The organism is Photobacterium sp. Hal280 (assembly GCF_037162255.1).
Lineage (GTDB): Bacteria > Pseudomonadota > Gammaproteobacteria > Enterobacterales > Vibrionaceae > Photobacterium.
The window spans coordinates 2,811,491-2,826,593 of record NZ_JARLUO010000005.1 but is presented as its reverse complement, the minus strand read 5'-3'; the positions used below and the strand labels follow the sequence as shown (position 1 = coordinate 2,826,593).

At 56.2% G+C, this 15,103-nt stretch carries 13 protein-coding genes; 12 read left to right on the top strand and 1 reads right to left on the bottom strand.

Features of this window, described 5'->3' with window-relative positions:
* The first annotated feature begins 623 nt into the window (after positions 1-623).
* The 8 genes from P4S53_RS22185 to P4S53_RS22150 all read left to right on the top strand — a co-directional run bounded on the left by P4S53_RS22185 (position 624) and on the right by P4S53_RS22150 (position 10,222).
* Complete coding sequence (locus tag P4S53_RS22185; protein WP_337114414.1) at positions 624-1,139, top strand: sigma-70 family RNA polymerase sigma factor; 516 nt, start codon at positions 624-626, stop codon at positions 1,137-1,139.
* Positions 1,136-2,086, top strand: a complete 951-nt coding sequence (locus tag P4S53_RS22180; RefSeq protein ID WP_337114413.1) for a FecR family protein — start codon at positions 1,136-1,138, stop codon at positions 2,084-2,086. Before P4S53_RS22185 ends, P4S53_RS22180 begins: the two co-directional genes overlap by 4 nt.
* 111 nt (positions 2,087-2,197) lie before the next feature.
* On the top strand, positions 2,198-5,230 hold the full coding sequence (locus tag P4S53_RS22175) for a TonB-dependent receptor (protein ID WP_337114412.1): 3,033 nt from the start codon (positions 2,198-2,200) through the stop codon (positions 5,228-5,230).
* Positions 5,231-5,350: 120 nt separating this feature from the next.
* The gene (locus P4S53_RS22170; protein WP_337114411.1) at positions 5,351-6,061 is read left to right on the top strand and encodes a Slam-dependent surface lipoprotein; all 711 of its coding nucleotides are present in this window, start codon (positions 5,351-5,353) and stop codon (positions 6,059-6,061) included.
* A 95-nt stretch (positions 6,062-6,156) separates the two neighbouring features.
* Positions 6,157-7,647, top strand: a complete 1,491-nt coding sequence (locus tag P4S53_RS22165; protein ID WP_337114410.1) for a surface lipoprotein assembly modifier — start codon at positions 6,157-6,159, stop codon at positions 7,645-7,647.
* A 305-nt stretch (positions 7,648-7,952) separates the two neighbouring features.
* Entirely contained in the window at positions 7,953-8,804 is an 852-nt protein-coding gene (gene exbB / locus P4S53_RS22160) for a tonB-system energizer ExbB (protein WP_442958705.1), read from the top strand.
* Between the two features lie 3 nt (positions 8,805-8,807).
* On the top strand, positions 8,808-9,239 hold the full coding sequence (gene exbD / locus P4S53_RS22155; protein ID WP_337114408.1) for a TonB system transport protein ExbD: 432 nt from the start codon (positions 8,808-8,810) through the stop codon (positions 9,237-9,239).
* Positions 9,236-10,222 carry a TonB family protein gene (locus tag P4S53_RS22150; protein ID WP_337114407.1) on the top strand — a complete coding sequence of 329 codons (987 nt, stop codon included), beginning with the start codon at positions 9,236-9,238 and terminating at the stop codon, positions 10,220-10,222. The genes exbD and P4S53_RS22150 overlap by 4 nt, the downstream gene beginning before the upstream one ends.
* A gap of 47 nt (positions 10,223-10,269) precedes the next feature.
* Here the strand turns inward: P4S53_RS22150 and P4S53_RS22145 are convergent, their stop codons facing one another.
* Positions 10,270-12,642: a winged helix-turn-helix domain-containing protein gene (locus P4S53_RS22145; RefSeq protein WP_337114406.1), complete on the bottom strand. Its 2,373-nt coding sequence runs from the start codon at positions 12,640-12,642 to the stop codon at positions 10,270-10,272.
* 222 nt (positions 12,643-12,864) lie between these two features.
* Between P4S53_RS22145 and P4S53_RS22140 the strand changes: the two genes are divergently transcribed.
* From P4S53_RS22140 to P4S53_RS22125, 4 genes are read left to right on the top strand one after another with little or no spacing between them, the layout of a single operon-like run.
* Complete coding sequence (locus tag P4S53_RS22140; RefSeq protein ID WP_337114405.1) at positions 12,865-13,566, top strand: cytochrome c biogenesis protein CcdA; 702 nt, start codon at positions 12,865-12,867, stop codon at positions 13,564-13,566.
* Positions 13,563-14,066: a TlpA family protein disulfide reductase gene (locus P4S53_RS22135; RefSeq protein ID WP_337114404.1), complete on the top strand. Its 504-nt coding sequence runs from the start codon at positions 13,563-13,565 to the stop codon at positions 14,064-14,066. The genes P4S53_RS22140 and P4S53_RS22135 overlap by 4 nt, the downstream gene beginning before the upstream one ends.
* A 34-nt stretch (positions 14,067-14,100) precedes the next feature.
* Positions 14,101-14,646 carry a hypothetical protein gene (locus P4S53_RS22130; protein ID WP_337114403.1) on the top strand — a complete coding sequence of 182 codons (546 nt, stop codon included), beginning with the start codon at positions 14,101-14,103 and terminating at the stop codon, positions 14,644-14,646.
* Positions 14,643-15,092: a peroxiredoxin family protein gene (locus P4S53_RS22125; protein WP_337114402.1), complete on the top strand. Its 450-nt coding sequence runs from the start codon at positions 14,643-14,645 to the stop codon at positions 15,090-15,092. Before P4S53_RS22130 ends, P4S53_RS22125 begins: the two co-directional genes overlap by 4 nt.
* The last annotated feature ends 11 nt before the right edge of the window (positions 15,093-15,103 follow it).

Here is a 15,103-nt window from a genome sequence, read left to right as displayed (position 1 = left end):
CTGTTGATGTTGAATCATAGCTACAAAATGAGATCATGATCGTGTTTTTATCAACAAAGTCCTGAAAGGTATCACTGAGCCATACAAATTGTTTGGCAACATTACTTGCTTTATAAAAGCAGTTGCATTGCTTTGATAAAGCTGACGAAAAGGCTGTACAGACTGACTGAACCGTCGACACAAGGGCTGTGGAGATCCGCTGCCAGTGCCACAAAGTGGCTGAATTAACAAGGTCGTAAGTATAGCAGAGTTTCTTTTCCTTACCAGCATGTGAGTTGTGTCAACTTTTTGACCCGACCAGATATCTATGCGTCTGATTCCCCGATAAAAGCCACAGACGATAAGGCATTGGCCCGCTCATCAGCAGGATTGCGGGGATCGTCCGGCCAAAAAAGATTTTTATCAAATAACCAATTCTGTTGAAGCAAGATGGCTGTTTGATGACAGGCGCTGAATTTTATGTAGTTTTGGCCTGTTTACTATGCAGTGGAGCAAAGATCTGCCGAAAAAAACCGGCATCTGTATTCTCAAGGTTGAATATTTACTGCTTTTATTGATAATCATTATCATTAATGTTTGCATTGGCGTAATTGGACAGTCATAACATGCAGGAGCACCGGACGATGACAGGGGCAGATCAGTTCTATATCAAGCAAGTGGGGAGACTCTATCAGCAGCATCAAGGTTGGTTATCGGTTTTTATTCAGCGCCGTATGAGCTGTCCGTTTACGACAGCGGATCTGGTGCAGGATACTTACCTCAGGTTGCTGAGCAGCGGCAGGCTGCCGGCTTCAGGGGAATCCCGCCGTTACCTGACGCATATCGCCAAGGGGCTGGTGATTGATTTTTACCGCCGCCGCCGGGTGGAATCTGCCTATCTCGAATACCTGCAACAGCAGCCGCAACAAGTGGCGGTGTCGTCGGAGGAGCGGCTGCAAATGGTGCAAGCCTTGCTGGAGGTGGACAGGTTGATGCGCCATTTGCCGGATAAGGTCAGACAGGCGCTGCTGATGCGCCAGATTGACAACATGAGCTACAAGCAAATCGCTGCAGAACTGGAGGTGTCGGTATCTTCAGTCGAAAAATATATCGCCAAAGCGTTGCAGGCTTGCATGACGGCGAGCATGGAGGCCTTTTGACCCCGCAGCGTATTTCTGTCGAATCAATCCGGCAGGCGTCTCGCTGGATGGCGCGGCTCTGGGCTGATGATGTGACGGATGATGACAAGCGTGCTTTTGCAGCCTGGCGTACGGATCACCCGGACAACGAGTCAGCCTGGCAGCAGCTGACGCAGCTGCAGGGACAATTTGCTGCATTGCCCAAACAGACGTCCAGCCGGCGTATTCTGATGGCCCGCCACGGCACCGGTAGGCGAAGGCTGCTGTCTGTGGCCGCGTTGGGTTTACTGACAGCCGGTCTGGTGGCGGTCAAGGTACTTCATCACACACCCCGGGGGCAGGTTTATGCCACAGCTGTGGGTGAAATCCGCCAGCTGACCTTATCGGATGGCACGCAGTTGGTACTCAATACGGATACCGAGATCTATGTTGATTTCAATCGGCACGCGCGGCACCTGACACTGGAACAAGGCGAAGTCCTGATCCAAAGCGCTCATCATCTGACCCCGTTTACTCTGACCAGCATGCAGGGCCAGGTGACCCCCATCGGCACCCGGTTCAGTGTCCGTCAGCTTGAGGGCCGGACCGTGGTGAAAGTACAGGCGGGCAAAGTCCGGCTCAGCCCTTCGAATAATAAGCAACCTCAGCTGCTTTCAGCCGGGCAGTGGGCAGATTTTTCCGATCAGGCGGTGAGTGCCGTCAAAGCCTTGTCAGAATATGACGCCAGTTGGGCCTCGCATCGGCTGGTTGCCCGCAGTATGCCGCTGACGACCCTGATCAATGAGCTGTCCCGATACCGGACTGGTGTTGTCAGGGTGGATCCGCAACTGGCTGAACTTTCAGTGACAGGTGTGTTTGATCTGGACAATCCTGATCTGGTGCTCAGGCAGCTGGAAACCATCCTGCCGATCCAGGCCCGCTTCCTGACCCGTTATTGGGTAACAGTAATCCCGGCCCCTTCTCCTTGATTTTGTGAACGCGGTAACAAAATGGTCATCCCCTGTGATGACCGGTTACGGTTTTGTCCTTCTCGTGCGGTGTACGCAGGCAAAGACTAAGAATTTGAGAAGGAAATCACAGTGCATCACAAGGTTAAGCCCACTCTCACAGCCTTGCTGCTGAAAGCCCATCTGGGGTTGGCGGTCACCACTCTTCCCGGCATTGTCTGGGCGGAGTCTGCTGAACAACAATATGATATTCCGGTCGGGGATCTCGACACATCGCTCACTCAGCTCGCCCTGCAATCGAACCTCACCCTGCATATGGATGCCAGCCTGTCGCAGGGACTGCGCAGCGACGGGGTGCATGGCCGCTTCACCGCGGATCAGGCGCTGGAACTGCTGCTGGCCAGCACCGGGCTTCACGCCTCGCCGCAGGCCGATGGTTCGTACCAGATCGCGTCGAACGACATGGTGTCGAATGACAATACCATGACACTGGATACCATCAGTGTGTCTTACGGCGAATCCGGCGGCCTGACGCGGGACGAAGCCGGAGAATATGCGGTGTATGACGAAGATATTTCGACGGTCTATTCCGGCAAGGATGACATCGAGCGCTACAAAGGCAAAGATGCCGCGGATATGTTTAAAGGCATGGTCAACGTGTACAGCGGTGATGCCCGTAATGGCGGCGGGGTGGATCCCAGTATCCGCGGGGTACAGGGGCCAGGGCGGGTGCCTTTGTCGATTGACGGCACAGAGCAGGATCTGACGGTCTGGCGCGGTTACCGCGGGGTGTCGAACCGGAACTATATCGATCCCAATCTGGTCGGCGGCATTCAGGTGCTCAAAGGCCCGTCGCTGACCCCCAATGTGCATACCTCGGTGGGCGGTGCCGTGGTGGTCAATACCCTTTCTGCCTCGGATATTCTGAACGAAGGCGAAACCTTCGGCGGTGAAATTGTCGTTGAAGGCAGTAACAATGCCATCACTCCCAGAGAACCTGTGCTGCTGACCGGGCAGGATTACCGGGATGTCCCCGGCTTTCCGCAGGAGAGCCCTGAGTATGCCTATGGCGACCCGTCGCTGTGGAAAGTGATGAGCAACGATAAGGAGCACAACCCGTTCGCCGGCGAAGACTATGCTTACCGGCTGGCGCTGGCGGCCAAGAAAGAGAATTATGAGTTACTCGCCGCGTATGCCTATCGCAATAAAGGGAATTATTTCAGCGGTACCCGGAATGCGGATTTTTACAATCATCCCAATGAGTCTGAATTTTTGATGACCCGGATTAACCCGCGTTCACTCGCCAGGCGTCAGAAACCTGGGTATGAAGTGCCCAATACCTCCAGTGAGCTGGAATCTTATCTGCTGAAAGCCAAGTTCAATCTGGCGGATCAACAAACGCTGGAATTTGGTGCCCGCTATACCGATGCCAGTTACGGGGAAATCATGGCCAGCCGTTCCGGCAATATCGGCAGCAATGGCGAAATGGCCCAGTGGCCGCTGAGCCATGTTGAATCTCAGGCTTACAATATCCGTTATGCCTGGCAGCCGGACCATCCCTATATCAACCTCACCTCGAACCTGTGGACCACTTATACCGTCAGTGATACCAACACTGCCGGTGGTTTTCCCAACTATGCCAACCGTGTCGATGTGGCAGAGCCGGAGCCGGGTGCCAGCTCTATCCTGCGTAACACCGCTGCGACCAATGCCAAAGACAGCCGGATCGGTTTTGATCTCAGCAACCAAATGCAACTGACCGATGCCTTGGGCCTGACGCTGGCCGGGCGCTACCAGTACCACAAATTGCGTTCCGATGATGAATACCGCGGCACCATTGATGGCTGGCGCCACTGGCCGCGGGAAGGCCGCCGTCAGGAGTATGAAGGCCAGTTCAATTTTCAGTGGCAACCGGTCGATTTTCTGCGCTTCACCGCAGGTGCCAGTTACAAGAACTACTGGGCGATTGATGATTTTCTGTCGGATAGGATCGCGGCGGGCGACAGCCGTTTTACCCAAGAGCATTCTGCCGACAAAGGGATGTTGCTGGCTTATAAAACAGTGGAAAAGTACACCCCGGAAGAGATTGAACAGAAAGAGGCTGGGGTGGCCAAGGAGATTGAGACCACGAATTTCGTTAACAGTATTTTCGGCAAGCCGCCACTGACGCCGGAAGAAGAGGCGGCAATGTATGCGGAAGCCCGGCAGCCCACTTATGAAGTCGAACACCAGGAGAATGAGTGGCTGCATGATGGCAAAGGGCGTTACAGCCGCAGTAATAACCCCTGTGTCATTGCCCGGCAGGAAAAAGACAACTACGTCGAAGACTCCTGCAGAAGTCATGGTGCGCCAGTGGCGGCGTATGACAAGCAAATCTCCGGCGGCAAAAAGAAAGGCAGTGCCTGGGTGCCGGCTCTGTCCGCCACTGTGATGTTTACCGAGACCAGCCGGATGTATTACCGCTACACCGAAGCGGTTCGCTTCCCCAGCATGTTTGAAAGTACCCTGGGTTTTTCGGCCAATGAGAACCCTTACAGCGGTTTAAAGCCGGAGCATGCCTACAACCATGAAGTGGCCTTTGTTCAGAATTTTGACCTGGCCGATCTCAAACTGACCTATTTCCATCACCAGACTAAGGATGTGATCGAGCGGTCCGGCAACTTGCTGCGTTTTTATAACATTGATCAGCAAACGCTGGAGGGACTGGAGTTTCAGAGTCGTTATGACAGCGGCAGCTTCTTCTCTGATCTCAGCCTCTCTTACATGCTCAACAATGAGGTCTGTGATGAGAGCCTGGCCATCCTGGCCGATTTTAACGGCTCCGTTGCTGATTGTGTCCATGCCGGGTTTGAAGGCGGCTACCTGACCGATCAGGCGATCCCTGAATACTCGGTCAACCTGAACATTGGCGGGCGTTTCTTCAATCGACGGATGGAAACCGGCCTGCGCACTATCTATATCCCGGGCAGCAAAAATGAAGAACAACTGGCACGGGATGACGCGCTGACCTTTGATGCCTATGCCCAGTACCGCTTCAACGAGACGCTGGCACTGGAAGTGGTCGGCACTAACCTTACAGATCTCTATTACATCGATCCTTTAGTGCGCTCCAGCGTGCCGGCACCGGGTCGGACGGTGAAAGTGAAGCTGCAGGTGAATTTCTGACGGCGAGAAAAAAATGTCACTTTGTTTTACGGATTTGAAGCTGTGGCTCGGTATAGCTAATGAAGGCAATCACATGCTGCCTTTAAGAGCCAACTCAAATTTCAATAAGGATATGTAAAAATGAAAAAAGTTGTTATGACGATTGCTGTACTTTCTGCCTGCATCAGCGGCGCTGCCCAAGCCAATTTTGCCGGAAATCAGAGTTACAACACCCATGTTGAGGTGGGTGAATCTAATGTCAACGGAGGACCGCACGTCGCAGGCCGTGCCGGTATCGGTGCGGCTTCTCTGGGTTCGACCACGCAGAAAGTCGATTTTCAGGCCCTGAAAAATTACAGCAGCGTTCAGAACGGCGTCAATGTGCTGGGCGGCGGCCATTCCGGCATGGGCCAGTTCAACTTTGCCAAAGTGGGGGCCGGTGATGTGTGGTTCGGTGAGTGGGCCAGCGATATCAGCAGCGATGCGGATCGCGCTGTCTATTATGTCGGCGATACCACAGGCACCACACTCCCCACCAGCGGCACGGCGACGTATGCGGTGAAAGGGGTGAACAAGTTCTCCGGCAGCAACGATCTGAACGGTACCTTTACGGCGAATTTCACCAACAATACCCTGAGCGGCTCGATTGCCAACAGCCAGTATACCCTGGGTGTGAACGCGTCAATCAACAGTGCCACCGCTGCCTTTAACGGCACAGCCACAGTGGGCCCTGTCAGTGGTACCGCCAAAGGTCATTTCTTCGGCAACAATGCTGCAGCGCTGGCCGGTATCGCACAGTTTTCCGGCAATGCCAAAGCGCTGGATACTGCCTTTGGCGGCACCAAGCAGTGATCATCAGATGACGGGTCGCTTCCGATCCGACTGAGCGCAACAGGAGCAGTCGGCACTGCTCCTGTTTTTTTGTTGTATCGCCATCAGGTTTTAGCATGTTGATGATGTATCCGGATCGTCTGCGGTCCTGCGCCGCTCTGGCCATTCTTTATTTTTTATTTTTTTCGCCGATTGCCCGCGCCGATCAGGACACCAACCTGCGTCTGGAGCAGAGCACTGTGTTGCAGGCCAGGGAAAAAGAACAGCGTCTGCTGGAGGCTGAACAGGCCAGGGAAGATGCCGAAGCGCTGGTGATCGACGGGCAGGTGTATCAGGTCGAGGACAATCTCAACGCTCTGGGGCAGGCGGTTTATCTGTCGGTCAAAGCCCGGCGCTGGGTGGCGGCTCGTGGCTTTCTGGCCCGTTATCTGGCGCTGCCCGGTCATGACATGATGCTGGTGTATTACGCGCAGGGCGCGCTGGCCAGAGCGGCGGGCGCGTTAGACACAGCCGAGACGTCGTACCGGGCGCTGCTCGAACTGCAGCCGGACTTCCTGCCGGGTCAGCTCGAACTGGCGCGTGTGTTGTTCGAAAACCACAAAAACCACGATGCGTTGAAGCTGTTTGAGCAGATCCGTGCCTCGCTGCCGATCCATGATCCCAAAGCGCAGGGCGTGCTTGAAACCGTGGATGCATTCTCACAAGCCCTGCTTTACCGGGACAGCTGGCAGGGGGCATTCTCCTTCGGGCCCGGCTACAACACGAACCTGAACCTGTCGTCGGAAAGCTATACTTGTCTGCTGCTGATGCCAAACGGTGACTGCCTGGTCGAGCGCAAAACCCCGAAAGCGCAATCGGCATACGGTACCACCTTTGAAGCCAGTCTGAACAAACGCATCTCATTGGGCGGCCATCACGGTATCAGCTTTCAGGGGCTGGCTTACGGCGATAATTACCTTCACCACAGTCAGTACAATGAACACACTTTGCTGACCTATCTGGGTTACAGCTATCACACGGCGGATTATCAGTGGCTGGCAGCACCGCTGTTCGAATACCGGACACAGGGAAATGATGCCTTGTATCAGGCCTGGGGCGGCAAGCTGAGCGGGCTGTATCTCTTCTCGGCAGCCACAGCGTTCAAGCTGGAGGCCGAAGCGAAAGATCTGCGCTTTTTGCCCGACGGGCTGGATTTTCAGTCCGGCTGGCAGTACGCCGGATATGCCACGCTCTGGCATCAGCTCCCCGGGCAGTGGCTGTTGTTTGGCGGCCTGGACTGGACGGACAAACGCACCGATGAGGCCGTGTACGCCTACCAGATGGCCGGTGTGCGGCTCGGCGTTCAGCGCGCTTGGGAGATAGGGATTGAGACCTCACTTTTCACTTCGTTCCGCCGGCGGGACTATCAGGCTTACAGCCCATTGCTGGCAGCAAGGCGACAAGATGATGAGCAGAGTTACACCCTGGAAACTCGCTTGACCGGACTGAGTGTCTGGGATCTGACGCCGGTTGTGAGTCTGACGCACAACCGGGTGCACAGCAATGTGGACTGGTTGTACAGCCACGAGCAAAGCGAGGTGAGCCTGAAAATCGAAAAGCGTTTCTGACCCAATCCACCCCATGCTGAAAAAAATTCGTGACTGGATTACGGATTTGATGGGCTCGTTCGGTATCTCTCATAGGAGCGTTTTGCCGGACGTGTTTCGTCACGTCTGCTGGACTGGAAAAAATCACAATGGAAAGGGATATGAATCAGAGAAATGGATGGATCGCAGGACTGATGCGTCTTCAGGTGGCCGTGATGATTTTCGCGGGCATGGTGTGGTCTTGCCAGAGTGTTGCACAGTCGGAAACAACGCCGGGTTTGGCACACAGCGCAGCTGCTGCGGAACCTGCGTCTGAGCCTGTCCGGATGTTGGATCCCCAGGTGGATCTGCCGGGGAGTGAAGCGGTGCAATCGGAAGGCTTACAACCTGCTGCGAAACAACCCGTAGCGACTGAGCCAGAAACCGTGCAGCCTGACATGGCCCATCCGGCGCAAACCCATGCGGGCATGGATTTATCTCCCCTGGGGATGTATCAGGCGGCGGACTGGGTGGTGAAATCTGTGATGATTCTGTTGCTGGTGGCGTCTGTGCTGACCTGGGCGATGGGCGTTGCGAAGCAGTTACAGATTGTCACGGCGAACCGCCATGCGCGCCGGATCCTGCGGACGCTGGTTGCCGCAGACACGCTGGAAACCGGGGCGGACAATACACAAGCAGGCAAGGGAATGGGCATGGCGCTGCTTCATGCTGCCCGGCATGAGTTGGTCTTGTCTGGTCGCGGGGCGGCCAGTGACCATGGGATCAAGGAACGGGTTCAGGCCCGGCTGGACCGGGTGCAGGCTTCAGCGGGACGCCAGATGAATCAGGGGACGGGGATCCTGGCGACCGTCGGTTCCGTGGCCCCGTTTGTCGGACTCTTCGGCACTGTATGGGGCATCATGAATGCATTTATCGGGATTGCCGAGACCAAAACCACTAATCTGGCTGTGGTGGCCCCCGGGATTGCCGAAGCTTTACTGGCGACGGCCATTGGCCTGGTGGCCGCGATCCCGGCTGTGGTGATTTACAACCATTTCACCCGTGCCATTCAGGGTTATAAAGCGCTGCTGGCCGATATCTCAGTGGCTCTTCTGGTGCTGATCAGCCGGGATCTGGATCGCCAACCCTCCGCGGATGCAGAAACGGCCGCACCACAGCCGATGCAGAAAGCGGGGTGAGTGATGGCGTTTCAAACCCCGCAAGACAGCGACGAGCTGGTTGAAAACCATGATATTAATGTCACCCCATTCATTGATGTCATGCTGGTGTTGCTGATTATTTTTATGGTGGCGGCGCCCTTGTCGACCGTCAGCGTGCCGGTGGATCTGCCCAGCGCGGCCGCAGCGCCGCAACCCATGCCAGACAAACCTTTCTATCTGACCATTCAGAAAGATATGACCCTGACCCTGGGCGAAGAGATAACTGTCCCCTTGGCCGCACTGGCGGATGCGATGGCCGCGACGCTGCCGGATAAACAACAGCGCATTTATCTGCGCGCGGATCAGTCGCTGACATACGCGCAGCTGATGCAGGTGATGAATGCACTGGGGCAGGCCGGCTATCTCCACATTGCGCTGATTGGCCTGGAGCAACTCAAAGGACAGGCGTCATGAGTGAACTGGCCGGATACGACTTCAGTCAGCCCGGAGGAGACGCCAGTCGTCGATGGGTGCTGACGGGGATTGCTGCCAGCCTGTTGCTCCATGGCGGCGCTATAGCGGCGTACTGGTGGAAGCCTGCCGCCAATCATCTACCAGCGGCCCCGGCCGCTGCGCCCATGGTGGTGTCGCTGGTGATGCCACTGGCCTCGCCAGAAGAGGATGCGAGTGAATTGCCGCCTGCGAAGCAGAAATCACAGCAGACACCTGCAAAGCCGGTTGAAAAGGCATCACAGCCGGACGCACCGCACAGCAAACCCGTTGCCAAATCCCCCCGTCAGGACCCTGTCGCGTTGCCTGTTGCAGCATCGGCATCACCGTTTCGTGCGCAAGCGGAGCCGACAGACACGGCTCTGGCCAATCCCACCGAGAAATCTGTTCAGGAATCTGTTCAGGAAGCGCATGACCCCAAGCCGCCGGAAAAATTAACCGGGCAAACTCAGGTGGCATCCTTGAAACAGCAAGTGAAGCCGGTTCCTGAACCGTTACCGGAAACGATGCAAGACCCAGTGCCAGAATCAGCGGCGCGTGCAAAGATGGCTTCTGCTGCGCAGGCAGCCAGTGCGCCGAAAGGCGTGAAAGCGCCGGAGAAGGCCGAGTCTATTTCCGCGCCCATGCGAGGCCAGCTCAATTCGCAGGGCGCGCAGCAGAAGCTGACCTGGCAACGTTTGCTGCATGCCCATCTGGAGCAGCATAAGCAATTCCCGCGTCAGGCCAGGCGGTTTGGTCGTCAGGGCGTTCCGGTGATTGCTTTTACCATGGACAGAAACGGTCAGGTGCTGGCGGTGAAACTGGTGAAATCCAGCGGAACCCGCGTGTTAGATGATGAGGCGCAGGCCATGGTTCGCAGGGCCGAACCGCTGCCGCTGCCACCGGACAGTCTGGCAGGAGAGCGTCTGACCCTGACTGTCCCGGTGAGTTTCAGGCGTCCGGGCTAATTCGTCCAAGAGCATATACATTCAGGCGTGGCTGGCGCCTGAAACCCTTACAGCCAGCTGCTCTCGCAGTAGACGAGATGCGCTTTCGGCTCCGCCGGGAGGGCAACAGCATTGCCTTGTAAAGCCAGCTGGTATTGTTGCTGGCGCTGCGAATCTTCAGAAAGCCATTGCTCCGGAAAGTCGGCCTGAAACTGGGCCAGCGTGGTTAGCGCCCGCTCGGGATGCCCCAGTTCATACTGGGCCCGTGCCGTGTAAATGGCTTCCAGCCGTGTGATTGGTCGGGTGCTTGCCTCTGCAAGGGCTGCGGCATAATTTTCCTGTTCTAAATGAATACGCATTTTACTGTAGCGGACATAGCTTTGGGTCAGCGGCAGATTGAGGTCTTTCGCCATGCGTCCAGCCCGAACCAGATGCTGCATGGCCAGCTCTGTCTGGTGTTGATCAGTCGCGATCCAGCCCTGAAATAAGGCAATATTGGCCTGTAATAGGGGCGAAACGCCTTCCTTTTTCAACAGCGCCGTAAAAGCCTGGTCTGCCCGCGCCAGATGATGTGGTTGCTGCGCATGTTTGCCCAGCCATTGCAGATCGAGCCCCTGATCCATGGCCGCAAAGGCCAGATAAAATTCACTGTCGAGGAACAGCCGCTGCGCGCCAAGTTGTTCTGCCAAGGCTCTGGCTTCTGCAAAATAGCCTTCAGCCGCCTCACCCTGATGGGTCTGCATCAGATAAAACCCTTGATAGATCAACGCGAGGGCGAGCTCATAAGGCTGACCGAGTTCACGATACAGGGCAATGGCGTCACTGAGGGATGATTCACGGATGGGCGGCTCGATCTGATCATTCTGGGCAATCGCCAGCAAGGTGGCAGCCTGTCGCGGCCGATCATTGAGCTGGCGGTAAAAATTCAGCGCCTTGAACAGGCGTACCTGATTGGCTGCTAAATCATTGCCGGGGCTTCTTTCCAGACCCACACTGGCCGGACGTCCCAGATAAAATTGCTGATCGGCATCTTGTCGCAGCGCCTGTCCGGTGCCCAGCAGGGCGATCAGCTGTTCAGTTAAATGCTGATGGCCTTCCCAATCCATCTCATTCCATGCCATCTGCGCCTGCAGCTGATACGCCTGAATCAGCAACTGCGAATCATTGGCCTGCGTTGCAGCCCGGACGGCTTCGGCGGTCAGCGCAGCAGCGTCCGGCGCGCCACGGCGGTAACTCAGCTCACCGAGCCAGTAATGCTGTGCAGCAGACAAGGCCGGGTCTTTTTGGCGCTGCGCGTCCGGCATTGACTGCAATCGATGCGCTGCCTGTTGCCATTGGCCCAGCAGCACCTCCGTGCCAGCCAGCTGGAGCTGCGTCCACAGATTCTCCGGTTCCAGGATGTGGGCTGCTTCAAAATATTTCCGGGCAGTCTGTGCGCCTTGGGTCTGCAGCAACGAGCGCCCCTGCGCCAGGGTTTGTACCGCGATGGCCGGAGAGGACTGCGGCTTAACCTGAGGCTGGCCGGGCTGGAGCAGTCGCTGGAGCTGGTGGCTGACCGAGTGCATGGCCGCGGCTAATTGCGGATAGGTCATGCTGCCCTGCTGCGTCCGGCCATCGGCATAAATCACCTCAAAGGTCAGGACCTGTTGTTTGTTGTGCAACCGGACACTGGCGAACAGGGCCGCTTCATAGCCCCGTTGCCGGAGCAGTGTCCGGATCTGCGCCGGCAGGGCAGGCCAGCTCAGTTCTGCATCCAATAGCCAGGCTTTGGCGAGTGCCGGCGGGATCACTGTGAGGGTATTGCGCTGATTGAGCTGTACCGACAGCATGTCGGCCAGCCCGAGCTGCACCCAGTCGAATTCCGCTTTTCCGGTGTCATTGATCATCGGAAAGACCACCAGCCCGGTATTGTGCCGGGCATTTTCCTGCTGCGGGCCAGGCGCGGGCAAAGGCCCGGGATGGTGAACCAGCCAGAAACCGGCGACGAACAGCAGCGCAGCAACAAGCCCTGAAAGCACAAGAGGTCTGGACAAGCGGCGGGCGGGTGCGACAGGCGTTGTCGGCTGTTTTTCTGCGGGCGGTCGCGCGGGTGGGTGCGTGACTGGCTCCTGTGGCTCCAGCACATGAACCGGGCAGATCCACTGATAGCCCCGCTGCGGAAAAGTGCGGATAAAGTGCGGATTCTGGGCATTGTCGCCCAGCGCTTTTCTGAGTTCACGAATGCTTTGTGTCAGGGAGTTTTCCCGGTATTCACTGTGATCCCATAGTGCCTCCAGCAGGGTGTCTTTGGCGAGCACCTGATCCGGGTGGGTCAGTAAATACGTCAGAAGCAGGGACACTTTATGGCGCAGGTAGGTTTCGGTCTGACCCGTCGGCGTTTGGTGAAGCAGTTGGCCGGTGTCGGCGTCAAACGTAAATGCAGCAAACTGATAGCAGGCCATAAAGTGTCCGGTTGCGTCTGAAATTCTGAAGCTTCATTGTACGGACAACCCGTCTGAAATCAATCAGATAAGGCGATTAAGCTTGGCTTTTAACTCGTTGATTTCAGATGTTTTATCTTGATTTGATGTCGATTTTACCGCCATTTTAGGTCGATTTGAGAACGCATTTTCAATTGTCCGATATAACGGTTGCATCTTTCACGACAACGGATGTGACCTTTGATGGAAACTGCAATTCAGGCTGCGCTTTTTAGCCAGCAATTCGGGCTGTGGATTGTTGGCGCAGTCTTTCTGGCGGGGCTGCTGACCAGCCTGACTCCCTGTGTGTACCCCATGTTGCCGATCACTGTTTCTGTGGTGGGCAGTCAGGCCCGTGGCCGCAGACAGTCCTTTCTACTCTCTCTCAGTTATGTGGTGGGTCTGGCGGTGGTGTATGCCCTGCTGGGCGTACTGGCGGCGACCACAGGCCAGTTGTTTGGCGTTGTGGCTACGCATCCCGTCACCCTGATGCTGATGGGCGTGTTCTGCTTCGCGATGGCGGCCTGGATGTTGGGGTGGCTACGCTTACCCGGACTGTCGCTCAACCTGTCCCTGCCTCGGCTGGTCCGTCATCCGGCGCTCGGCACGTTTCTGGCCGGTGCCTGTTCGGGGCTGGTGATGGCGCCCTGTACCTCGCCGGTTCTGGGCATGCTGCTGATGTACGTGGCGTCTGCCGGGAATGCGTACTGGGCAGCGTTGCTGATGTTTGTGTTTGCGTTGGGAATGAGTGCCCTGCTGGTGCTGGCGGGCACCTTCAGCGGATTACTGACCTCACTGCCGCGATCCGGTCAGTGGATGAACCGGGTGAAAGGGCTGATGGCTGTGATGATGGCCGGCGCCGGGACCTTCTTTTTCTTTCAGATCATATCAATGGAGATCATATGAAAACTTCTGTTTTGTTTCACAAAGGCTGGCAAGCCATGCTGATGGCTTTGACATTGTCGCTGCCTGCGGTGCAAGCCGAAGAGACAGCGCAAGCGGCACCCTTGTTTACTGCGACGACCTTGTCGGGGCAGGCATTTAACCTGGCGGATTATCTGGGCAAGCAGCCGGTATATCTCAAATTCTGGGCGACCTGGTGCAGCTTCTGCAAGGCGGAGATGCCGCATCTGAATGCCATTGACGAGCAGTTTGGCGACAAGATCAAGGTGATTTCGGTCAATGTGGGCTTCAATGATTCGGTGGCCAATATTCAGAAGTTTTACCACCAGGAAGGGTATGACATCCCTACCATTTTTGATGCCACCGGAGCGATCACCCACAAGTATCAGGTGGTGGGGACCCCGCACCATATTCTGATCGATAAGGACGGCAACATTGCCTACCGCACTTTTCTGGCCACGGATCAGCTGGATCAGATCATTGAGCAATGGGCTCAGCAGTGAAGTGTTCTACGAATGGAAATGAGAGGATGAACGCATGAAACGAGTCAATTTTTTATACACTTTTTCTGTGCTGGCCTGCCTGCTGACCCCGGCAGTTGCTCAGGCTGAATCGAGTGTGGCTTTGTTGGAACAGCAGCAAACGATCGCGGGCAAGCCGATCGCGCTGTCTGATCAGACCCGGACCCATCTGGTGTTTCTGGATATCTGGACCAGCTATGCCGGTGAGGGGGCAGAAACCTTTGTCGCTCAGTTACCGGCATCATTCCGGCAATCCACGCAGCAGATCTGGATCCAGCCGGAGTTTAATGTGACGCGCGCGCAACTGCAGGAATTTCAGAGCTATTACCCGCAAGTTGCACCGCTGGTGCTGGATCATCAGCAAGCGCTGCTCAAGCAGTTCGGCTTCTGGCAAACCCCGGCACATGTGCTGATTGAACACGGCAAAGTGGTGTTTTCGGGCGGGAATGACGCTCTGCTGGCTTACCTGAATCCAGCGGCAAAGGCTGAAGCCCCCCGAAGCGGGATGCAGAAACCGACGCCTGGAAAGCGGTCCGGCCGCCAGCGGAATCTGAAAGTATGACGCGGCAGCCGCAGAAAAAGCCTGCACCATATGTGGTGCCGCAGGTCGGTGCTGAAGCGCCCCGGTTTGAGCGCCAGGCCCTCTCTGATCAGACGGTGTCGCTGACGGAATTATTGCAACAGAGCAAAGGCAAGCAATCCGTCTCTCTGGTCTTTGTGGATGCCCTGTGCCCGATGCCGCACTTCCCCGGATGTGAGGCAAAACTGGCGGCATGGCAGGATCAGGTGGCCTCGGAGCCTTCCCGTCAGTGGGTGGGCGTGATCAGTGGCTATTATATTGATGCCGGGATTGCCGCGGGTTTTGCGGAAAAATTTGGTCTGACGGCGCCGCTGATCTTTGATACGGACAATGCGCTGTACAAAGCCTATGGCGTCCATGCCACGCCGTATCAGATTGATGTCGGGCCGCAAGGCCGGATCCAGTATCGCGGCGATCAGCTGCGCTGATACCGGCGGGA